This is a genomic window from Ferrovibrio sp. GW821-FHT12E11 (assembly GCF_058806975.1).
The window spans coordinates 13376-35319 of record NZ_JBXAQG010000001.1 but is presented as its reverse complement, the minus strand read 5'-3'; the positions used below and the strand labels follow the sequence as shown (position 1 = coordinate 35319).

The window sequence follows — 21944 nt, the reverse complement described above, 5'->3', positions numbered from 1 at the left end:
ATACGATGTCCGCCGCGCAGCCCCAGACCATCCACCGCAAGGACTACCGCAAGCCGGATTACCGCATCGAGACGGTCGATCTGGAATTCGATCTGGCGCCCGAAGCCACCATTGTGAAATCGACCCTGGCGCTGACGGCGGAAACCGCCGGTGCGCCGCTGCGGCTGGATGGCGAGGACCTGGAGCTGCTGTCTATCGCCATCGACGGCAAGGCGCTGGACCGCGCCGCCTACACGACCGATGCCGAAAGCCTCACCATTTTCATTCCGCCAGCCAGCTTCACGCTGGAGATCGTCACGAAGATCAACCCGAAGGGCAACACCCAGCTTTCGGGGCTCTATCAGTCGGCCGGCACCTACTGCACCCAGTGCGAGGCGGAAGGCTTCCGCCGCATCACCTATTTCCTCGACCGGCCCGATGTGATGGCGGTCTATCGCACCACGATCCGTGCGGATAAAGCGACCTGCCCGGTGCTGCTGTCGAACGGCAATCTGGTGGAAGAGGGCGCCTTGCCCGATGGCCGTCATGTCGCCGTCTGGGCCGATCCGTTCCCGAAACCTTGTTATCTCTTCGCGCTGGTTGCCGGCGATCTGGCGGTGGCGGAAGACAGCTTCACCACGCAGAGCGGCCGCAAGGTGGCCCTGCGCATCTTTGTCGAACACGGCAAGCAGGACCGTACCGGCTATGCCATGGATGCGCTGAAACGCTCCATGCGCTGGGACGAGACTCGCTTCGGCCTCGAATACGACCTCGACCTGTTCAATATCGTTGCCGTCAGCACCTTCAACATGGGCGCGATGGAGAACAAGAGCCTGAATGTCTTCAACGACAAATACATCCTGGCCGATCCCGACACCGCCACCGATTTCGACTACGCCGGCATCGAGGCTGTGGTGGCGCATGAGTATTTCCACAACTGGACCGGCAACCGCATCACCTGCCGCGACTGGTTCCAACTCAGCCTGAAGGAAGGCCTCACCGTCTTCCGCGACCAGGAATTCACCTCCGACATGCGCGCCCGTCCGGTCAAGCGCATCCAGGATGTGCGCAACCTGCGCGCCCGCCAGTTCCAGGAAGATGCCGGCCCGATGGCGCATCCGATCCGGCCGGACTCCTACATTGCCATCGACAACTTCTATACGGCGACGGTGTATGAGAAGGGCGCGGAAGTCATCCGCATGATCCACACCCTGCTGGGCGAGGCCGATTTCCAGAAGGGCATGAAGCTCTATGTCGAACGCCACGATGGCGAAGCTGCGACCTGCGACCAGTTCGTCGACGCCATGGCCGATGCCAGCGGCGTCGACCTCGCGCAGTTCCGGCTCTGGTATGCCCAGGCCGGCACGCCGGAGGTCAGGGTGGAAGGCCGTTACGATGCCGGAGCCGGCGTCTATGAACTGACCGTGCAGCAGACCGTGCCGTCGACGCCGGGCCAGGATAACAAGCAGCCGATGCTGATTCCGCTTCGCGTCGGCCTGCTGGATGCGCAGGGCCAGGGCATTCCGCTGAAACTGGATGGCGAGGCCAAAGCCGCCACCAGCCGCGTGCTGCCGCTGACCGGCGCGAAACAGACCTTCCGCTTTGCCGGCGTGCCCGAGCCGAAAGCTGTCTCGCTCAATCGTGGCTTCTCGGCGCCGGTCAATATCGTCTCGAAGCAGGGCGGCGCCGAACGCGCCTTTCTGATGGCCCATGACGAAGACGCCTTCGCACGCTGGGAGGCTGGCCAGCAATATGCCACCGACCTGCTGCTGCAGCGGGTAGCGCAGCCGCGCCAGGCCTTCGATCCGGCCTTCATCGAGGCGGTCGGTCTGATCCTGAACGATCATGGCCTCGACAAGGCCTTTGTCGCCGAAGCCATCGCGCTGCCATCCGAAGACTATATCGCCGACCGCATGGCGGTGGTGGATGTCGAGGGCGTATATGCGGCGCGCAAGGCGCTGCGCCGGCAGATCGCCGAAACCTTCCGGCCGCAGTTCGAGCAGATCTACCAGCGCAACACCGTGCCCGGCGCCTACAGCCCGGCGGCCGGTCCGGCGGGCCAGCGTGCGCTCAAGAATGCCGCGCTGTCCTACCTCTCGGCCCTGGCGGAGGATGACTCCGGCCTGCGTCAGATGATTTTCACGCAGTACAAAACCGCCGACAACATGACCGACCGTATGGCCGCGTTGCGCCTGCTGGTCGATCTCGATGGCCCGGAGCGCCAGACCGCACTGGAGGATTTCTACACGCGCGCCGCCGGCGATGGTCTGGTGATCGACAAATGGCTGGCGCTGCAGGCGATCTCGTCGCTGCCCGATACGCTGCAGCAGGTGAAGGCCCTGCTGTCGCATCCGGCCTTCTCGATGCAGAACCCCAACAAGGTACGGTCGCTGATCGGCAGCTTCGCCGCCAACGCGCTGCGCTTCCATGCCGCCGACGGCTCTGGCTATGCCTTCCATACCGACCGCATCCTCGACCTCGCTGCCGTCAATCCGCAGATCGCCGCCCGTCTGGTGGCGCCGCTCGGGCGCTGGAAGCGTTTCGATACCGGTCGTCAGGCCAGGATGAAGGCGCAGCTGGAACGCGTGCTGGCGGTGCCGAACCTGTCGCGCGATGTCTTCGAGGTCGCGTCGAAGTCGCTGGTCTGATCAGGGCGCCCCTGACTTAAGGTGCTGGCGAGTAGGCGCGCAGGAAAGCCGTGACGGCGCTGTCGACGCGCTGGCGGATTTCCGCCTCGCTCAGGGGCGTCTCGCGGATATGCAGCAGGCGGCGCATGGCGTTATGACCGATCAGCATGCCGAAGAACTGCTCGGCGGCCAGGCGCGTGTCGCTGATGGTCAGCCGGCCGGATTCGGTTTCGCGCTGCAGATAGGCGGCGAGCAGGGTCAGGCCGCGGCCCGGGCCGTTCTCGTAGAAGGTCGGGCCGATGGTGGGGAACTGCGCGGCGGCATTGATCAGCAGGCGCTGCAGGTTGATCGAGCGTTCCGACGACAGCGTGCGCAGGAAGCCTTCGCCCAGCAGGGTCAGAACCTGATGCGGCATGGCGCCGGGCTTCAGGTCGGCCAGCGGCGCGGTGATGGTCTGCGACGTCGCCTGCACGATGGCGGCGAAGAGCTCGTCCTTGGAGGCGAACAGGTTGTAGATGGTCTGACGCGACACACCGGCTTCGGCCGCGATGACGTCCAGGCCGATGCCGTAGCCGTGTTCGAGGAACAGCCGGCGCGCGGTCTCCAGGATCGCCTCGCGCTTGGCCGGATCGGCCGGGCGGCCGCGTTTCGGAGCGGGGGCACTCAATGCGCATCTCCCGGCGCTGGCGCCTGCTTGGGCTTCTGCGCGAGGATGACGGCCACGGCGGCGGCGGCAAACAGGATCGACAGCAGGGTGAAGACGTCGATGAAGCTCATGATATAGGCCTGGCCCTGCACCTTGTTGCCCAGCATCTTCATGGCGAATGCGGTCGGGTCGCCGGCGATGCGGTCGCCGAACAGGTTGCCGATGTTGTCGATATACTGCTGTACCTCGACGCGGCCGGGATTGACGAAGTCGACCAGGCGGTTCCAGTGGAAGTTGGTACGCTCGGTCATGATGGTGTTGATGCCGGCCAGCCCGAAGGCGCCGCCAAGGTTGCGGGTCAGGTTGTACAGTCCGCTGGCATTCTTCAGTTCCTGCTGCGGCAGGGTACCCAGTGCGATCACGTTGATCGGCACGATACAGAACATCAGCGCCATGCCGCGCATGATCTGTGGCAGGAACAGCTCGTCGAACTGCCAGTCCCCGGTCAGGCCGGTCATGCTCCAGGTGCTGGCAGCCAGCAGGGCGAAGCCGAAGGCCAGGACCGGGCGCGGGTCGGGCACCTTGCGGGCGAGGAAGCCGGCGGCCGGCGCGGAGAAGAACTGCGCCAGGCCGGTGACGAACATGATCTCGCCGATCTGCAGGCTGTTCAGACCGCGCACGCGGCCAAGATACAGCGGCAGCAGGTAGACCAGGCCGTAAAGGCCGACGCCGATGGTCAGGCTGAACAGGCAGCCGGTGGCGAAGTTGCGGTTGCGGAAGGCCTTCAGGTCCACGATGGGATTGCTGTAGGTCAGGCTGCGCCAGAAGAACACGGCCGCACCGATGATGCAGGCGACCGTGAAGTTGCGGATCTCCGCGTCGGCGAACCAGTCGTTGCGGGTGCCTTCCTCCAGCACATATTCCAGGCTGCCGAGAAACACCGCGAGCGAGGCCAGGCCGATATAGTCGAAGCCCTTGAACAGCGCGTAGTTCGGCTTGTCGATATCCATGAAGGTCCAGACCAGCAGGCAGACGATGATGCCGGGGATGATGTTGATCAGGAACAGCCAGTGCCAGGAGAACAGCTGGGTCAGGTAGCCGCCGAGCGTCGGTCCGATGGTGGGAGCGAGCGTGGCGACCAGGCCGATGATGACGGTGGCGCCGGCCATCTTGTTGCGCGGAAAGATCATGTAGGTGCTGGCGAACACGGTGGGGATCATCGCGCCGCCGAGGAATCCCTGCAGCGCGCGCAGCACGATCATGGCCTCCAGGTTGGTGGTCATGGCGCAGCCGATGCTGGCCAGCGTGAAGCTGGCGGCCGAGATGGTGAACAGCACCCGGGTCGACAGCAGCCGCGAGAGATAGCCGCTGAACGGGATCATGATCACTTCGGCGATCAGGTAGGAGGTCTGCACCCAGCTGATCTCGTCGGCCGAGGCGGAGAGTCCGGCCTGGATCTCGGTCAGTGACGACGAGACGATCTGGATGTCCAGGATCGCCATGAACATGCCGAGCACCATGGCGAAATAGCCGATCAGCCGGCCTTTCGGCATCGCCGGCGAGTCGGCCGGCAGTACAGTCATGGTGGCAGCAGGGGCGGACATGGCCGGCTCAGTTGCTGGCGACGGTGCGGGCGTCGTTGACGGCGCGCAGGTCGACATCGACGACCACCGACATGCCGGGCACCAGCAGCGGCTGGGCCGAAACCTTGTCGAGCAGCAGCTTCACCGGCACGCGCTGCACGATCTTGGTGAAGTTGCCGGTGGCGTTGTCGGGCGGCAGCAGGCTGAACTTGGCGCCCGAGGCCGGGGCGAAGCTGTCGATGCGGCCCTTCAGCACCACATCGGGGAAGGCGTCGACATGGAAGGCGGCGACCTGGCCGGGCTTCATGCCCTTGAGCTGCGTTTCCTTGAAGTTGGCGACGACATAGACCGCCTCGGTCGGCACGATCACCATGATCTGGGTGCCAGGTTTCACATACTGGCCGGTCTGGCCGGTGCGATTGCCGATCACGCCATCGACCGGCGCACGGATCACGGTGTTGTCGAGATCGAGCCGCGCGGCGGCGAGGTCGGCCTCGGCCTGGACGATCTGTGCCTTGGCCTGTTCGTAATTGGCACGCAGCACGGCGATCTGGTTCTGCTCCAGCGATTTGCCGGCTTCGGCGCGGTCGACCGCCGCCCTGGTCTTGCGCTGGTCGGCCTGGGCCAGTTCCAGCTTCTGGTTGGAGACGTAGTTGCCGGCGGCGAGCGCGCGATAGCGCTTGAGGTCTTCCTCGCTGCGCACGGAGTCGGCGCGCGTGCTGCGCAGGGACGCATCGGCTTCGGCGATGGCGGCCTGCTGGCTGCCGATCTGCTTCTCGACCACGTCGAGCGCGGCGCGGCGTGCCTGCACGGCGGCTTCCAGTTGCACCATCTTGGCGCGGTAGTCGCTGGCATCGATCTCGAACAGCACGGTACCGGCCTTGACCTGCTGGTTGTCGGCCACCGCCATGTTGGTGATGTAGCCGGTCACCTTCGGCGCGACCACGGTGATATCAGCGCCGATATAGGCGTTGTCGGTGGTCTCGATGAAGCGGCTGTAGCTGTACCAGTGCCAGGCGCCATAGGCGCCGCCGGCGAACACGGCCAGGCCGGCGAGGGAGAGGATCAGTTTCTTCTTGGTCATCGCGCAAATCCTGCAAGCGAAAGGAAGTCCACGAGGTGACTTGTATGATTACTGTACGGGCCTGTCTAGGAATTAGCCGGTCACGGGCAGTGACCGGGGTCACAGGCGGGGGCGAACCATGACAGCGCAAGCTCCGGATAGTGCCCCCGGCGCCGGGCCGGCTATGTCAGCGGATACAGCCTGGAGGACCACATGTCGTCGATTAACCCTTTGCCGCGCTTATGCTTTGCCAATCTGGCGGCCAATGGCGCCGAGCAGCTCGGTCTGGCCGCCATCCCGCTGATGGCGGCGATGACCCTGGGCGCCACGGCGGAAACCATGGGGATGCTGAGCGCCGCCCAGACCCTGCCGTATCTGCTGCTGTCGCTGTTTGCCGGATTCTGGGCCGACCGGGTGTCGCGCAACCGCCTGATGGCCGGAGCCGAGGCGGGACGGGCGCTGCTGCTGGCCCTGCTGCCGCTGGCCGCGCTGGCCGGCTGGCTCGACATGGTGGCGCTGGCGCTACTGGGCTTTGCGCTGTCGGCAGCGACGGTGGTGTTCAACGTGGCGGCGCAGGCCTATCTGCCGGCCATCGTGGCGCGCGACGGCCTGCCGGCCGCCAATGCGAAAATCGAATTCACCCGCGCCGCCGCTGTGTTCCTCGGGCCCGGCCTGGCCGGTGCGATTGCGGCCTGGACGTCGCCGGTGGCGGCGCTGGCGGTTTCGGCCATCACCTCGGCCCTGACGGCCTGGATACTGATCGCGCCATCGATGCATCGGGATCTGCCGGTTGCATCAACACGCCTGCCGATGCGGCAGGCGCTGACGGAAGGTCTGGTCGTTGTCTGGCGCCATCCGCTGCTGCGGGCGATTGCCGCCTGCGCCATGGCGTGGAATTTCAGCTGGTTCGTGCTGATGGCAGTGTTCGTGCTGTTTGCCATGAATACTGTCGGGCTCGGTCCGGCAGAGATCGGCATGGCGCTGGGCGCGCAGGGCGCCGGCATGCTGTTGGCGGCGCTGGCAGCACCGGCGTTGCATGCGCGACTGCGGCTGGGCGTCATGATCCTGCTTGGCCCGGCGCTGTCGGTCTTTGCCGCGCTCTTCATCGGCGCGGCAACCTTAACCGGCGAGAAGGGTGCCGCCTTCGCATTGCTGGTGCTCGGCTTCTTCACCTTCGGCTTCGGCCCGATGCTGTGGACCATCGGCCAGACCAGCCTGCGTCAGGCTATCGTGCCGCTGCGCCTGATCGGGCGCGTCAGCGCCATCCAGCAGGTGGCGACACTGGGAATGCGGCCGCTTGGCGCCTTGGTCGGTGGCTTCGCCGGCCAGCATTGGGGTCTGAGCAGCGCGATCTGGCTGGCGGTGGCCGGCTATGGCGTGCAGCTGCTGGTGATCCTGCTGTCGCAGATGCCAGCGCTGCGGACTTTGCCGCCGGCGCTGGACGACGAGGGTGCTGCTATTCCGGCAGCTTGAAGCCGATCACGCCGCGCAGGTCGGCGCCTTCCAGATCGGCACCACGCAGATCGGCGTTGGTGAGATCGGCATCGAGGAAGGAGCAGCCGCGCAGGTTGGCGCTGCGCAGATCGGCCAGCGTCAGGATCGAGCGGTTGAACACCGCGCCTTCCAGATCGGCGCCCTGGAACTTTACCTGGGTCAGGTTGCACTCCTGCAGGGAGGCCGACTGGCGGCGGTTCATGGCGCCGGCGATGCTGACGGTGGAAAGCTTGGCGCCGCGGAAATCCGCATTGGTCATGATGGCGCGATCGAACTTGGCGCCCTGCAGGTTGCAGGTGGCGAAGTTGGCATTCAGCATCATCGCGCCGCGCAGGTCCGACAGCACGAAGCGCGAGCCGGAGAAATCGGTGTTGCGCAGGATGGCATAGGAGAAATCCCCGGCCGAGAAGTTGATGTTGTTCAGCTTCAGATCGGAGAGATCATAGCGGCTGAAATCCACCCGCATGCCCTGCTTGCCCAGCGTCTCGATCCAGGTGAGATGCTCTTTCACGATGAACTGCAGCGAGCGGTCCAGACTCTCCAGACTGCGCGGCATGATCGCCTTGGTGACATCGGCGTCGCGCAGATCGACCGGGCGGAAATAGGCCGCCGTCAGGTCAGCGCCATCGAAATTGGTTTCGTTCAGCACCGCGCCGGCCAGCACCGAGCCGTGCAGCACGCAATGCGACAGGTTCGAGCCGGTGAGGTCGGCGCCGGTGAACAGGCAGCCCGACAGGTTCGAGCCCGAGAGGTCCGCGCCATTCAGTTTGGCGTTGGAGAAGTTGCAGTTGCTGAGATCGGTGTTGCGACCGACCACCTTGCCCAGCTTGGCCGAGGTAAGGTTGGCGCCGGCCATCTTGGCATTGTCGATCGAGGTGGCGCGTTTCAGCACCGCGATCAGGTTGCCGTCGTCATCGGGCCGCAGCAGGACGCCGTCGCGGATATCGGCATTGGTGAGATTGGTGCCTTCCAGATTGGCGTTGCGCAGGTTGACGCCGCGCAGATCGGCCTTGGTCAGGTCGGCGCGGCGGAAATCCGCGCCTTGCAGGTCGGCGGCGAAGAAGGATGAACCGACCAGGATGGCGTGGCTGAAATCGGCATAGTTCATCTTGCTGCCGACGAAATCGGCTGAGGTCAGTTCCTTGCCGCTGAAATCGACCCGCGAGGCATCGCGGAAATGCATGACCATGCGTTTGCCGCCACGAACGCCACGCACATAGTTGGCGTGGTTTTCGAAGAGCTCGTCGACTTCGTACTGGGCAATGACCTTTACGGGGTTATTCATGCAGTCGTTTCTTTTGTTCTGTGCCCATCAGCCTAGCATAGCGCTAAGACAAATTCACGCCGGTTGCGCCCGAGAAGTCGGCGCCGCCCACATCGGCATCGCGCAGGTCGGCGCCGGTCAGGTCGGCCCCCCGGAAGTTGGCCCCCTTGAGGTTGGCGTTGCGGATGTCGGCATGCATCAGAATGGCGCGGGTCAGGTTGGCCCCCTCAAGGTCACAGGCGCTCAGGTTCGCTTGACTGAGATTGGCATTCTCAAGGTTGGCGTGCCAGCGTTTCCCATGCAGCGAGGTGATCGACATCGGCGACAGCTTGGCGCCACGAAAGTTGGTGCCGATCAGGTTGGCGCCGGCGAATTTCACGCCGCGCAGGTCGGCATCGATGAACTGCGCGTTGAGCAGCATGGCGTCGCCGAAATCGCACATGGTGAGGGTCGCGCCGGAGAAGTCGGATTCCACCAGGGTGGCCTGGACGAACAGGGCGGCAGACAGGTCGATCCGGGCCAGTTTCACCCCGGACATGTCGATGCGGCTGAAGTCGGCCCGCCGGCCCTTGGCACCCAGAGAATCTGCCCAGGCCAGATGCTCGCGCAGGATGATCTGCAGGGGCTTGTCCAGGTCAGCCACGGCCTTGGGCAGCATGGCGCCGGTCAGCCGGGCATCCTTCATTTCGGTGTGACGGAAGAAAGCGCCGGCCAGATCGGCGCCCTCGAATTTGGTACCGTTCAGCATGGCGCCGGCCAGAACCGCGCCTGACAGCGAGCAGCCGCTCATATTGGTGTTGGTCAGGTCGGCGCCGACGAAGATCGCGCCGCGCAGGTCGGAGTTGGACAGGTCGGCATCGACCAGTTTGGCATTGGCAAGGTTGGCGTGGCTCAGATCGGCCTGCTGGCTCATGATCCGTCCCAGCTTGGCGCCGACCAGCTTGGAGTGGGTCATCTGCGCGCGTTCGGTGACGGCGCCGCCGACCGCGATGGGTACAAGATTGCCGTCCTCGTCCGGCCTGAGCAGGCGCCCGTCGCGCAGGTCGGCCCCCGAGAGATCGGCAAATTCCAGGATGGCGCCACGCAGGATGGCACCGCGCAGGTCGGAGCGGGTGAGGTCGGCCGAGGTGAGGTCGGCGCTTTCAAGATCGGCGCCGTAGAAATTGGCCCCGGCCAGGTTGGCGAACTTGAACACGGCCGCCTTGAAACGGCCCCCGACCATGGCAATTTCGCGCAGGTCCCGGTTGGCGAAATTGAGGCCGCAGGCATCGCGAAACTGCAGGTTGAGCCGGATGCCGCCACGCATGCCCTTGGCAAACCGCTCCTGGCTTGCCAGCAAAGGGTCGAGATCTTTCTGCTGGATCAGCGCCGCATCGGACATGCTGCATATGACCATGGCAGCATATGGATACGCCAGTATCTGTTTGTCAGGACACGGAAAAATCTATGGTAAACGTCTGACCGGGCCAGCCTGGGGATAACCCTGCAAAGGCCCCCCGGATGCGGCTTGCGTTCCCGGTCTGAACCGGCTACAAGGCGCCCACTCAAACCCACACGCAGGCTTGCGCTGTTATCGGGGAGACATCCCGATCCAGTGTTCCGGTGTCCGAGTTCCACACGAGGAGCGAAGGACGTGCCTGCGGCGGCCCAACCGGAGAAGGATATATAGGATGACCTTACCGAGCTTTACCATGCGTCAGCTCATTGAAGCGGGCGTGCACTTCGGCCACCAGACCCATCGCTGGAACCCGAAGATGAAGTCGTATCTCTTCGGAGATCGCAACAACATTCACATCATCGATCTGCAGCAGAGCGTTCCGCTGCTGCATCGCGCCCTGCAGGCCGTGCGTGACACGGTTGCCGGCGGCGGCCGCGTGCTGTTCGTCGGCACCAAGCGCCAGGCCTCGGAAGCGATCGCGGAAGCGGCTGCCAAGTGCGGTCAGTACTACGTGAACCATCGCTGGCTCGGCGGCATGCTGACCAACTGGAAGACCATCTCCCAGTCGATCAAGCGCCTGAAGGAGCTGGAAGAGCTGCTGGGTTCGGGCGAGCAGGGCATCGCCGGCCTGACCAAGAAGGAAGTGCTGAACCTGACCCGCGAGCGCGAGAAGCTTGATCGCGCGCTGGGCGGCATCAAGGATATGGGCGGCCTGCCGAGCATCATGATCGTGATCGACACGGTCAAGGAAGACATCGCCATCGCCGAAGCCCGTACCCTGGGCATTCCGGTGGTCGCGATCCTCGACTCCAACTCGGATCCGCAGGGGATCACGTTCCCGGTGCCGGGCAACGATGACGCGCTGCGCGCCATCAACCTGTATTGCGATCTGTTCTCGCTCGCCATCCTGAGCGGCGTCGAAGAGCAGCTTTCCGCCAGCGGCGCCGACATGGGCGCGGCCGAGGAAATGCCGGTTGAAGTCATCCCGCCGGCGGCCATCGAAGGTGGCGAAGCCGCGGCCCAGGCCTAAGACGCCTGTTTCTGTTCGGTCGCGGCGCCTCTGTCGTTTTTCGACGGGGCGCCGCAGCCGTTTCTGTGACCCGACCGTTCAATACGGTTCAATGACATTGGAGAAGATTCATGGCTGAGATTACTGCGGCCCTGGTGAAGGACCTGCGCGAGAAGACCGGCGCGGGCATGATGGACTGCAAGAAGGCGCTGAACGAGACCGGCGGCGATCTGGATGCCGCCATCGACTGGCTGCGCAAGAAGGGCCTGTCGGCTGCCTCCAAGAAGGCCGGCCGTGTGGCTGCCGAAGGCCTGGTCGCGGTTGCCGTGAAGGACAACAGCGGCGCCATCGTCGAAGTGAACTCGGAGACCGATTTCGTCGGCCGCAATCCGCAGTTCCAGGCTCTGGCCGCCGGCGTTGCCACCGTGGCGCTGAGCGCCGGCGACGATGTTGCCAAGATCGAAGCCGCCGCCTTCCCGGGCAGCAGCCGCAACGTGAAGGACGAAGTGACCCATGCCATCGCCACCATTGGCGAGAACATGACGCTGCGTCGCGCCAAGAAGCTGACCGTCGATGGCGGCGTCGTGGTGTCCTACGTGCACAGCGCGCTGGCCGATGGCCTGGGCAAGCTGGGCGTGCTGGTTGCGCTCAAGTCGACCGGCAAGCGTGACGTCGTCGAGCAGATCGGTAAGCAGGTGGCGATGCATATCGCGGCCGCCAATCCGCAGTCACTGAGCACCAAGGATCTGGATCAGGCCCTGGTCGAGCGCGAGCGTCAGGTGCTGACCGACCAGGCCGCCGGTTCGGGCAAGCCGGCCGACATCATCGCCAAGATGGTCGAAGGCCGTATCCGCAAGTTCTATCAGGAAGTCGTTCTGCTCGAGCAGACCTTCGTGATCGACGGCGAGACCCCGGTGGGCAAGGCCGTCGAGAAGGCCGCCAAGGATGCCGGCGCGCCGATCGAGATCGCCGGTTTCGTCCGCTTCCAGCTGGGCGAGGGCATCGAGAAGAAGGCGGACGATTTCGCCGCCGAAGTGGCCAAGATGGCGGGCTGATCGCCCGTTATCGCTAATTCCGGTTCAGGGGGGCGAAAGCCCCCCTTTCCATGTCCGGGACCTGACCGGGGCGGGGCGGCCGGATGGAGCGCTGCCATGCTTTTTGCGGCCATGGTATAAAGCCGCCACAGAATCGCCGCGCTTTGCCGTCATCCCTTGGCCGCCGCGCCGGGAATCGCCTTCCGAGGACCTCATGAGCTTCAAATACCGCCGTGTCCTGCTGAAATGCTCGGGCGAGGCCCTGATGGGCCCGACACCTTATGGCATCGATTTCGATACGGTCGACCGCATCACCGCCGAGATCAAGGCGGTGCATGCCATGGGCGGCGAAGTCTGCCTGGTGATCGGCGGCGGCAACATCTTCCGCGGGGTCTCCGGGGCGACCCAGGGCATGCAGCGGGCCTCGGCCGACTATATGGGCATGCTGGCCACGGTGATTAACGGTCTGGCCGTGCAGCATGCACTGGAATCCCATGGCGTACCGAGCCGGGTAATGTCGGCCATCCGCATGGACACGGTCTGCGAGCCCTATATCCGCCGTCGCGCCATCCGCCATCTGGAAAAGGGTCGCGTGGTGATCTTCGCCGCCGGTACCGGCAACCCGTTCTTCACCACCGATACCGCCGCTGCCCTGCGCGCAGCCGAAATGGGCTGCGATGCCCTGCTCAAGGGTACCCAGGTGGATGGCGTCTACAGCGCCGATCCGAAGAAAGACAAAACGGCGACCCGCTACGATACCCTGACCTATATGGACGTGCTGCAGAAAGACCTGAAGGTGATGGATGCCTCGGCCATCAGTCTGGCCCGGGAAAACCGGATTCCGATCCTGGTGTTCTCCTTGCACGAGGCGGGCGGCTTCGCCAAAGTGCTGGCCGGCACCGGACGCTGTACCGTGATTGAAGGCGAGTAACCGGCGCATTCTCTTAAATATTTGGTATTGCTTAGAAAAAAGACGGGAGCAGGCAGGTGGCCGAACCGGATATCGACGACATTGAACGGCGCATGACCAAGGCGGTCGATGTGCTGAAACATGAATTCGCCAGCCTGCGCACCGGACGCGCCAGCATCAGCATGCTCGATCCCGTCCGCGTCGACGTTTACGGCAGTGTGATGCCGATCAACCAGGTGGGCACGGTCAGCGTGCCCGAGCCGCGCATGATCAGCGTGCAGGTCTGGGACAAGAGCAACGTGAAGGCGGTTGAGAAGGCGATTGCCGCCAGCGGCCTGGGCCTGAACCCGCAGGCCGACGGCACCCTGATCCGGATTCCGATCCCGGAGCTGAACGAGCAGCGCCGCAAGGAGCTGACCAAGGTGGCCGGTCAGTATGCCGAACAGGCCAAGGTGGCGGTTCGCGGCGTGCGTCGCGATGGCATGGATCACCTGAAGAAGTCGGAGAAGGACGGCGATCTCGGCGAGGACGACGTCAAAATGTACCAGGACGAGATCCAGAAGCTGACCGACGACGCCACCAAGAAGATCGACGATTTCCTGGCGCAGAAGACCAAGGAGATCCTGCAGGTCTAGCATGTCGCAGCCGGTTGCATCACAGGCCCTCGCGCCACCCGCACCGCGCCACATTGCCATCATCATGGATGGCAACGGGCGCTGGGCGAAGGCGCGCGGCCTGCCGCGCAACCTGGGCCACCGGCAGGGCGTCGACACCGTGCGCGAGGTGGTGCGCGGCTGCCGCGATCTCGGCATCGAATACCTGACGCTCTATGCCTTCTCGTCGGAGAACTGGAAGCGGCCGGAAAGCGAAGTGGCGGGCCTGATGGATCTGCTGCGGCTGTTCATCCGCCGCGAGCTGGACGATCTGGCGCGCAACGGCGTGTGCATCCGCATGATCGGCGACCGCAGCAAGCTGGCGCCGGATATCGTTTCCCTGATTGCGGATTCTGAAACGCGCACGCGCGACAACCGCAAGCTCACACTGACGATTGCGCTCAGCTACGGCGCCCAGGATGAGATCGTCGACGCCTGCCGGCAGCTGGCCGAACAGGTGGCGGCCGGCCATCTGAAGCCGCAGGACATCACGGCCGACATGCTGGCCGGGCATCTGCAGACGGCAGGCACGCCCGACCCGGACCTGATTATCCGCACCAGCGGTGAGCAGCGGCTGTCGAATTTCCTGCTCTGGCAGTCGGCCTATAGCGAGCTGATCTTCGTCGACAAGCTGTGGCCCGATTTTTCGGCGCAGGATCTGGCCGATGCCGTGCAGGCCTACCAGCGCCGCGACCGCCGGTATGGCGCCAGCGAGTGATGCCTTTATCCCGATGAGCGCTGTTGCCCTGAGCAGTTTGCAGCTCCGTATCCTGTCGGCCGCGGTCATGCTGCCCGTTGCCGTGGCCGCGGTCTGGTTCGGCGGCGCGGCCTTCACGGCGCTGGTGGCGCTGGCCGGCGTGCTGATGCTTTGGGAATGGTGGCGACTGCCGCGGCAGGGCGGTGCGGTTGCCGCCTGGACGCGCGGTCCGCTGTGGATGGCGCTGGGCCTTGTCTATGTGCTCGTGCCCTGCGCGGCGCTGGTCTGGCTGCGCGACACGCCGGAACAGGGACGCCATATCACCTTCTGGCTGTTCTGCGCCGTGTGGTCCACCGATACCGGGGCGTACTTCGCCGGTCGCACCATCGGCGGACCGAAACTGATCCCGCGCATCTCGCCGAACAAGACCTGGGCCGGACTGCTGGGCGGCATGGTCAGCGCCGCCATTGCCGGCGGTATGGTCGCTGCCATCGATCCCGCCATGCCGGCGCTGGCGCTGGCGGCCCTGGCCGGACTGGTGGCCGTGGTATCGCAGGCCGGCGACTTCACGGAGTCAGCGCTCAAGCGCTATTTCGGCGTGAAGGATTCCAGTCAGCTCATTCCGGGTCATGGCGGCGTGCTGGATCGTCTGGACGGCCTGCTGTTCGCCGCGCCTTTTGTCGCCGCCTGCGATCTGCTTTCGGGAAGGATGCTATGGGGATGACGGCTGCACGACGCGTCACCATCCTGGGCTCCACCGGCTCGGTCGGCCGCTCCACCATCGATCTGGTGACCCGCGAGCCTGACCGTTTCCCGGTCGAGGCGCTGACGGCTCAGAGCAATGTGGCGCTGCTGGCCGAACAGGCGATGCTGGTGAAGGCCCGGCTGGCCGTGATCGGTGATGAAAGCCTGCTCGCCGAACTGCGCCAGCGTCTGGCCGGCAGCGGCATCGAAACCGCGGCCGGGGCCGGGGCGATTATCGAGGCCGCGGCGCGGCCGGCCGAATGGGTCATGGCGGCGATCGTGGGGGCGGCGGGTCTGGAACCGACCCTGGCGGCGGTCCGTCGCGGGGCCCTGGTGGCCCTGGCCAACAAGGAAAGCCTAGTCTGCGCCGGCGCCCTGGTCATGCGCGAGGCGGCCTTGCATGGCGCCACCATCCTGCCGGTCGATTCCGAGCATAATGCGATCTTTCAGGTCTTTGACTTCGATGCCCCCGACAGCATCGACCGGGTGATCCTGACCGCCTCGGGCGGCCCGTTCCGCACCCTCAATCTCAGCGAGATGCGCGAAGTCACCCCAGCCCAGGCCATTGCCCATCCGGTCTGGAGCATGGGGGCCAAGATTTCGGTCGATTCCGCCACCCTGATGAACAAGGGGCTGGAAATGATCGAGGCCAGCTTCCTGTTCCCGGTGCCGGAACAGCGGATCGAGGTGCTGATTCATCCCCAGTCGGTGATCCACAGCCTGGTTTCCTACGTGGACGGCTCGGTGCTGGCCCAGCTCGGCACCCCCGATATGCGTACCCCTATTGGCGTTGCGCTCGCCTGGCCGTCCCGCATGGCCACGCCGGCCGCCCGTCTGGACTTGGCCGCGATTGCCAAGCTGACCTTTGAAGTGCCTGATTTTGCTCGCTTTCCGGCTCTGAACCTGGCGCGGCAAGCCTTGCAAACGGGGGGCGCTGCCCCTACTATCCTGAACGCGGCCAACGAAGTGGCCGTCGATGCCTTTCTGAATGGCCGGATCGGGTTCCTCGACATCACGCGGATTGTCGAACAGACCTTGGCCCGGGTTCCCTGCGGGGCCTTGGATGACCTTGCGGCCGTGCGCGAGGCTGATGGCGCGGCAAGGCGTTATGCGGCGCATCTGATCGATCCGACGGACGACGACCGGATCGTGCGGGTGCAAACGAGAGGACGGGGCCGGCGCTGACGCGCGGCCGTTGAGGTGCCATGGACTTCATTGCCAGTTTCGCCGGATACGTCATTCCTTTCGTCGTTGTCCTCACCATCATCGTGTTCGTGCATGAGCTCGGCCACTATTCGGTGGCGCGCTATTGCGGCGTCAAGATCGAGGTCTTTTCCATCGGCTTCGGCCCGGAGCTGTTCGGCTGGAACGACAAGCATGGCACGCGCTGGAAGATCAGCGCCGTGCCGCTTGGCGGCTATGTGAAGTTCTTCGGCGATGCCGATGCGACCTCCAGCACCGATAGCGCCGCCGTTGCGACCATGACCGACGCCGAGCGCGCGGTGTCATTCCATCACAAGACGCTCGGCCAGCGCGCTGCCATCGTGGTCGCCGGTCCCGCGATCAACTTCATTTTTGCGATCCTTGTTTTTGCGGCCATGTTCATGACGGTCGGCCAGCCGTTCACCCTGCCGGTGGTGGGTGAGGTGCTGCCGGGCAGCGCGGCGCAAGTCGCGGGCCTGCGTTCGGGTGACCGGATCCTCACGGCGGACGGATCGAAGGTCGACCGGTTCCAGGAACTGCAGACCTATGTGGCCCTGCGTGCGGAAACTCCGATCGTATTGCGCGTGCAGCGTGATGGCACCGAGATCGAATTGACCGTGATTCCGCAGCGTGTCGATGTAGTGGATGCCGCGGGTAACCCCCAGCGGCTGGGCCGGATCGGCGTACAGAATGGCAGCGGGCAGGAACTGGTTCGTCTCAATCCGGTCGATGCCACAGTTCAGGCCGTACGCGAAACCTGGCAGGTGGTGGCCAATACCTTCACCTATCTGGGCCGGATCATTAACGGCAAGGAATCCGGCGACCAGCTGAGCGGCCCCCTGGGGATCGCCAAGATGTCGGGCGATGTGGCGAAATCCAGCTGGCTGGGCCTGGTATTGCTGATGGCGACCCTGTCGGTGGCCATCGGGCTGATTAACCTTTTCCCGGTGCCGATGCTGGATGGCGGCCACCTGCTGTTTTACGGCATTGAGGCCCTGCGTGGCCGCCCGATGGGCGAACGGGCCCAGGAATACGGTTTCCGCATCGGTTTTGCCCTGGTCATGTCGCTGTTCGTGTTCGCGACCTGGAACGATTTGAACCGCCTGCCAATTTTCAATTTCCTCACTGGGCTTTTTTCGTGAATCCGGCTAAGTGAGAGGCGGTCTCAAGACGATGGGGATTGTGGCGGGGATGTTCCGAAACGACGCGTTATCCATGCTGCGCCGGCTGCTGATGTTGCCGGTGCTGGCCTGGCTTCTGGCCACGGGCCTCGGCACCGGGCAAGCCATGGCGCAGGCCGGTGGTCCGCAGATCCGCGATCTGGTGATCGAGGGCAACCAGCGTATCGAAATCTCCACCATCCAGAATTACCTCACCCTGCAGCCGGGCTCGGTCTATTCGCCGTCGGAGGCCGACAAGTCGCTGAAGGCCCTGTTTGCCACCGGACTGTTTGCCGACGTCAATCTGCGCCTGCAGGGCAGCAGCCTGATCGTGCGTGTGGTCGAGAACCCCGTCATCAATCGCATTCTCTTCGAAGGCAACCGCCGTGTGCAGGCGGACCAGCTGCGCAGCGAGCTTCAGCTGAAGGCGCGTCAGGTCTATACCCGCGCCAAGGTGCAGGCCGACACCCAGCGCATCCAGCAGATCTACCGCCGCACCGGTCGCTTTGCCGCCACGGTGGAGCCCAAGGTCATCCAACTGGAGCAGAACCGCGTCGACCTGGTCTTCGAGATCAGTGAAGGTCCGCTCACAGGCGTCAGCCGCATCCGCTTCATCGGCAATACCCATTTCAGCGACTCCCGCCTGCGCGAGGAAATCCAGACCAAGGAAACCGCCTGGTGGCGGTTCCTGAGTTCGGATGACAGCTACGATCCGGATCGGGTCACCTTCGACCGCGAGAAGCTGCGCAAGTTCTATCTCAGCAAGGGCTATGCTGATTTCGCGGTGAACAATGCGGTCGCCGAACTTCTGCCCAACCGTGAGAAATTCGTCATCACCTTCACGGTGGAAGAAGGCCAGAAGTACAAGTTCGGCAAGATGGATGTCGTCAGCGAGCTGAAGGGCATCGAAGGCGGCCAGCTCAAGGAATTCGTCGAGACCAAGCCGGGCGATGTTTACAATGCCGATCTGGTCGAGAAGACCGTGCAGGCGCTGACCACCGAGCTTGGCCGTTTCGGCTATGCCTTCGTCGATGTGCGCCCGGATGTGAACAAGGATCGCGAAAAGCGCATCATCGATATCACCTATCGGATTGGCGAAAGCCCGCGCGTCTTCGTCGAGCGTATCGATATCGTCGGCAATGTGCGTACGCTGGACAAGGTCATTCGTCGCGAGTTTCGTCTGGTCGAAGGCGATGCCTTCAATTCGGCCAAGCTGCGTCGCACCCGTACCCGTCTGCGTGGCCTGAACTTCTTCGACAAAGCCGAAATCGCCGAAAGCAAAGGCAGTGCGCCGGACAAGGTGGTGCTGACCGCCGAAGTGACGGAGAAGTCGACCGGCGAATTGTCGATCGGCCTCGGTTACTCGACAACGGAAAGCGTGCTCGGCGACATCTCGATCCGTGAGCGCAACCTGCTCGGTCGTGGCCAGGACCTCAAGATCGGTTTCAGCCTGTCGACCCGCCGGCAGCAGATCGATATGGGCTTCACCGAGCCGTATTTCCTCGATCGCGAACTGGCTGCCGGTTTCGACCTGCTGCGCCGCCGCACCGATCTGGAAAAGCGCAGCGGTATCGACCAGACCACGACGGCCGCCACGCCGCGCCTGTCATATCCGATCACCGAAAACCTGTCGCAGCTGGTCTACTACCGCATCCGGCAGGACAAGATCGACAACATCGTGTCGACGGCGTCGCGGTTCGTCAAAGCGCAGGAAGGCACCTTCCTGACCTCGGCCGTTGGTCACACACTGACCTATGACCGGCGTGACGACCGCATCGAGCCGACCAGCGGTTATGTGCTGCGCCTGACCCAGGAGGCGGCCGGTATCGGCGGTACCGAGTATTACTTCAAGAATGTTGGCACCGCGACCAAGTACTTTGCGGTCACCGATGACACGGTGTTCAGCGTTGGCGCCGAAGCCGGCATGATCAACGGTCTGAGCGACGACGTCCGCCTGCCGAACCGCTTCTTCATCGGCGGCGACACATTCCGCGGCTTCGAGACCGGCGGTATCGGACCGCGTGACCGCACCACAGGCGACGCCCTCGGTGGCGAACGGTATTACAAGGCCGAGGCAGATCTGGTCTTCCCGATCGGCCTGCCGAGCGAATTTGGCATCAAGGGGCGGCTGTTCTCAGAAGCCGGCACCCTCTGGAAGAGCAGCGATGTCGGCCCGGAAGTGGTTGACGAGAAAAGCATCCGCGTTTCGGTGGGTACCGGCGTGCAGTGGAAATCCCCACTCGGCCTGATCCGTGTGGATCTTGGCTTCCCGATTGTCAAAGAAGACTTCGATGAGAAGGAACTTCTGCGTATCAACTTCGGTTCCCGTTTCTAACGGTTTCTGTTTAGCAAGGTTTGATGGTTATGACTTCGATGTCCAAATTCGTATTTGCCCTGCTGGCGCTGGTCGCAACCGCGCTGCCGGGCGCAGCCATGGCGCAGGCCGCCGGCGGCAAGGTGCCGCCGACCGTTATCGCCGTTATCGACAGCCAGCGCGTCAATCGCGATGCCGCAGCCCTGAAGACTGCCCGCCAGCAGCTTGAGCAGTATCGTTTCAACTTCCAGTCGGAAATCGCCAAGGAAGAGGAAAAGCTGCGCGCCGAAGAGCAGGAAATCGGCCGGCAGCGCTCGGTGCTGTCGCCGGAAGCCTTCGAACAGAAGCGCCAGGCCTTCCAGGGCAAGGTGGTGGAGCTGCAAAAGCGCATCCAGGAGCGTTCGCAGTCTCTGGAAAAGATGCTGAACGGCGTACGCGAGCAGGTCACCTTGCAGGTCGTCGAAATCCTGAAGGGTCTGGCCACGGAGCGCGGTTTCAACATGGTGCTGGATCGTGCCCAGGTTCAGATTTTCATTGGCGACAGCATCGATATTACGCCCGAGGTGCTGAAGCGTCTGGATCAGCGCCTGCCGTCCGTCAAAGTGAATCTCCCCGCCGGGAAATGATGAATGGCGGATCCGCGCTTTTTCGAGCGGGCCGGCCCTTTCACGCTGGGTGATCTGGCGGCGCGTTGCGGCGCCAGGCTGGCGGATCCGGCGCAGGCCGCTTTGTCTGTCGACGATGTCGCCACACTCGATCAGGCCGGCTCCGGTCAGCTGACATTCCTCGATAATCCAAAATACGCCGAAGCCCTCTCGACGACCCGCGCCGGTGCCTGCATCCTGCATGAAAAGCATGTCGGCCTGGCGCCGCCCGGCGTGGCCTTGCTGGTCTCGCCCAAGCCGTATCTGTCCTATGCGCGCACGGCGCAGATATTCTACCCGGCCACAATGCCGGCCGCGGGTGTCCATCCCATGGCGGTTGTCGAGCCCGGAGCGATACTCGGGGCGGGCGTTTCGATTGCGCCCTGCGCTGTGATCGGTGCTGGCGCCGTGATCGGCGCTGGCACGGCGATTGGCGCTGGCACGGTGATCGGCGCCAATGTCCAGATCGGCGAGGGCAGCCGGATCGGTGCAAATGTCACGCTGAGCCATTGCGTGATCGGGGCCCGCGTTACATTGCATCCCGGCGTACGCATCGGTCAGGACGGTTTCGGTTTTGCGCCGGACCCGGCTGGTCATGTGAAGGTGCCGCAGCTCGGCCGCGTTTTGCTGGGTGACGATTGCGAGGTTGGCGCCAACAGCACCATCGACCGCGGCGCAGGTCCGGATACGGTGATCGGTCCGGGCTGTTGGATTGATAATCTGGTTCAGATCGGGCACAACGTGACGCTTGGTCGGGGCTGCATCATTGTGGCGCAGGCCGGTGTCGCGGGCTCCACCCAACTGGGCGATTTTGTCGTGCTGGCCGCGCAGAGCGGCATTGCCGGTCATCTGAAGATCGGCACGGGCGCACGTATCGGGGCAAAGTCGGGTGTGATGACCGACATTCCGGCCGGGGAAAGCTATTTCGGCATTCCCGCGACCAAAGTGAAGGAATATTTCCGTCAGGTGGCGACCATGCGTCGCCTGGCGCAGAAGAAAGGCCAGCGGGATGAGTGAGACCGAAAGCGGAGTGACTGTAGCAGCCATCGATGTGCTGCGGATCATGGAAATGATCCCGCATCGGTATCCGATGCTGCTGATCGATCGTGTCGTCGACCTGAAGGTCGGCAAGAGCGCGATCGGTATCAAGAACGTCACCATCAATGAGCCGCAGTTCACCGGTCACTTCCCGAGCCAGCCGGTGATGCCCGGCGTGATGATCGTCGAGGCGATGGCACAGACCGCGGCAGTTGTTGTGGTGCACAGCCTGGGCAAGGAAGCCGAAGGCAAGCTGGTTTATTTCATGACCATCGACGAAGCGCGTTTCCGCAAGCCGGTGACGCCCGGCGACCAGATGCACATTCATGTCAGCGCCATTAAGCAGCGCGGCCCGGTCTGGAAATTCGAGGGCAAGGCCATGGTCGATGGCAAGCTGGCCGCCGAGGCGATTTTCTCCGCCATGATTCTCGACCGGAAATAACC

Annotated in this window: 19 protein-coding genes; 14 read left to right on the top strand and 5 right to left on the bottom strand. The window is 64.0% G+C overall.

Annotated features, from left to right (window positions below; translation table 11 throughout):
- The first annotated feature begins 5 nt into the window (after positions 1–5).
- Positions 6–2627, top strand: a complete 2622-nt coding sequence (gene pepN, locus AC1ROT_RS00165) for an aminopeptidase N (protein WP_492996798.1) — start codon at positions 6–8, stop codon at positions 2625–2627.
- Positions 2628–2643: 16 nt separating this feature from the next.
- On the opposite strand, the gene AC1ROT_RS00160 is transcribed toward pepN, so the two are convergent.
- From AC1ROT_RS00160 to AC1ROT_RS00150, 3 genes are read right to left on the bottom strand one after another with little or no spacing between them, the layout of a single operon-like run.
- Entirely contained in the window at positions 2644–3273 is a 630-nt protein-coding gene (locus AC1ROT_RS00160; RefSeq protein ID WP_492970719.1) for a TetR/AcrR family transcriptional regulator, read from the bottom strand.
- Positions 3270–4856 (bottom strand): DHA2 family efflux MFS transporter permease subunit, encoded by a 1587-nt coding sequence (locus AC1ROT_RS00155; RefSeq protein ID WP_492996797.1) that lies wholly within the window; start codon positions 4854–4856, stop codon positions 3270–3272. The genes AC1ROT_RS00160 and AC1ROT_RS00155 overlap by 4 nt, the downstream gene beginning before the upstream one ends.
- 7 nt (positions 4857–4863) lie before the next feature.
- A complete protein-coding gene (locus AC1ROT_RS00150; protein ID WP_492996796.1) occupies positions 4864–5919 on the bottom strand; it encodes an HlyD family secretion protein in 1056 nt (351 codons plus the stop codon).
- Positions 5920–6111: 192 nt separating this feature from the next.
- On the opposite strand from AC1ROT_RS00150, the gene AC1ROT_RS00145 reads away from it, so the two are divergent.
- Positions 6112–7371 carry an MFS transporter gene (locus AC1ROT_RS00145; protein ID WP_492996795.1) on the top strand — a complete coding sequence of 420 codons (1260 nt, stop codon included), beginning with the start codon at positions 6112–6114 and terminating at the stop codon, positions 7369–7371.
- On the opposite strand, the gene AC1ROT_RS00140 is transcribed toward AC1ROT_RS00145, so the two are convergent.
- Together AC1ROT_RS00140 and AC1ROT_RS00135 are read right to left on the bottom strand one after the other, a co-directional pair.
- Positions 7355–8677 (bottom strand): pentapeptide repeat-containing protein, encoded by a 1323-nt coding sequence (locus AC1ROT_RS00140; RefSeq protein WP_492970723.1) that lies wholly within the window; start codon positions 8675–8677, stop codon positions 7355–7357. The two genes, AC1ROT_RS00145 and AC1ROT_RS00140, sit on opposite strands and share 17 nt — an antisense overlap.
- Before the next feature lie 43 nt (positions 8678–8720).
- On the bottom strand, positions 8721–10037 hold the full coding sequence (locus AC1ROT_RS00135; protein WP_492970724.1) for a pentapeptide repeat-containing protein: 1317 nt from the start codon (positions 10035–10037) through the stop codon (positions 8721–8723).
- Between the two features lie 289 nt (positions 10038–10326).
- Between AC1ROT_RS00135 and rpsB the strand changes: the two genes are divergently transcribed.
- From rpsB to fabZ, 12 genes are all read left to right on the top strand, one after another.
- Complete coding sequence (rpsB, locus tag AC1ROT_RS00130) at positions 10327–11124, top strand: 30S ribosomal protein S2 (RefSeq protein WP_492970725.1); 798 nt, start codon at positions 10327–10329, stop codon at positions 11122–11124.
- Between the two features lie 110 nt (positions 11125–11234).
- Positions 11235–12158, top strand: a complete 924-nt coding sequence (tsf, locus tag AC1ROT_RS00125; protein WP_492996794.1) for a translation elongation factor Ts — start codon at positions 11235–11237, stop codon at positions 12156–12158.
- 193 nt (positions 12159–12351) lie between these two features.
- Positions 12352–13068, top strand: coding sequence for a UMP kinase (gene pyrH, locus AC1ROT_RS00120; RefSeq protein ID WP_492996793.1), 717 nt, complete (start codon positions 12352–12354; stop codon positions 13066–13068).
- A gap of 92 nt (positions 13069–13160) precedes the next feature.
- Positions 13161–13682: a ribosome recycling factor gene (gene frr / locus AC1ROT_RS00115; RefSeq protein WP_492970771.1), complete on the top strand. Its 522-nt coding sequence runs from the start codon at positions 13161–13163 to the stop codon at positions 13680–13682.
- Between the two features lies 1 nt (position 13683).
- Complete coding sequence (locus AC1ROT_RS00110; protein WP_492970728.1) at positions 13684–14418, top strand: isoprenyl transferase; 735 nt, start codon at positions 13684–13686, stop codon at positions 14416–14418.
- A gap of 13 nt (positions 14419–14431) precedes the next feature.
- Positions 14432–15121, top strand: a complete 690-nt coding sequence (locus AC1ROT_RS00105; RefSeq protein ID WP_492970729.1) for a phosphatidate cytidylyltransferase — start codon at positions 14432–14434, stop codon at positions 15119–15121.
- Complete coding sequence (locus AC1ROT_RS00100) at positions 15118–16326, top strand: 1-deoxy-D-xylulose-5-phosphate reductoisomerase (protein WP_492970730.1); 1209 nt, start codon at positions 15118–15120, stop codon at positions 16324–16326. Before AC1ROT_RS00105 ends, AC1ROT_RS00100 begins: the two co-directional genes overlap by 4 nt.
- Positions 16327–16346: 20 nt before the next feature.
- Complete coding sequence (gene rseP / locus AC1ROT_RS00095; RefSeq protein WP_492996792.1) at positions 16347–17486, top strand: RIP metalloprotease RseP; 1140 nt, start codon at positions 16347–16349, stop codon at positions 17484–17486.
- A 73-nt stretch (positions 17487–17559) separates the two neighbouring features.
- Positions 17560–19839, top strand: a complete 2280-nt coding sequence (bamA, locus tag AC1ROT_RS00090; protein ID WP_492970732.1) for an outer membrane protein assembly factor BamA — start codon at positions 17560–17562, stop codon at positions 19837–19839.
- Positions 19840–19877: 38 nt separating this feature from the next.
- Complete coding sequence (locus AC1ROT_RS00085) at positions 19878–20444, top strand: OmpH/Skp family outer membrane protein (RefSeq protein WP_492970733.1); 567 nt, start codon at positions 19878–19880, stop codon at positions 20442–20444.
- Positions 20445–20447: 3 nt separating this feature from the next.
- The gene (gene lpxD / locus AC1ROT_RS00080) at positions 20448–21479 is read left to right on the top strand and encodes a UDP-3-O-(3-hydroxymyristoyl)glucosamine N-acyltransferase (protein ID WP_492970734.1); all 1032 of its coding nucleotides are present in this window, start codon (positions 20448–20450) and stop codon (positions 21477–21479) included.
- Positions 21472–21942, top strand: a complete 471-nt coding sequence (fabZ, locus tag AC1ROT_RS00075; RefSeq protein WP_492970735.1) for a 3-hydroxyacyl-ACP dehydratase FabZ — start codon at positions 21472–21474, stop codon at positions 21940–21942. Before lpxD ends, fabZ begins: the two co-directional genes overlap by 8 nt.
- Positions 21943–21944: the final 2 nt, after the last annotated feature.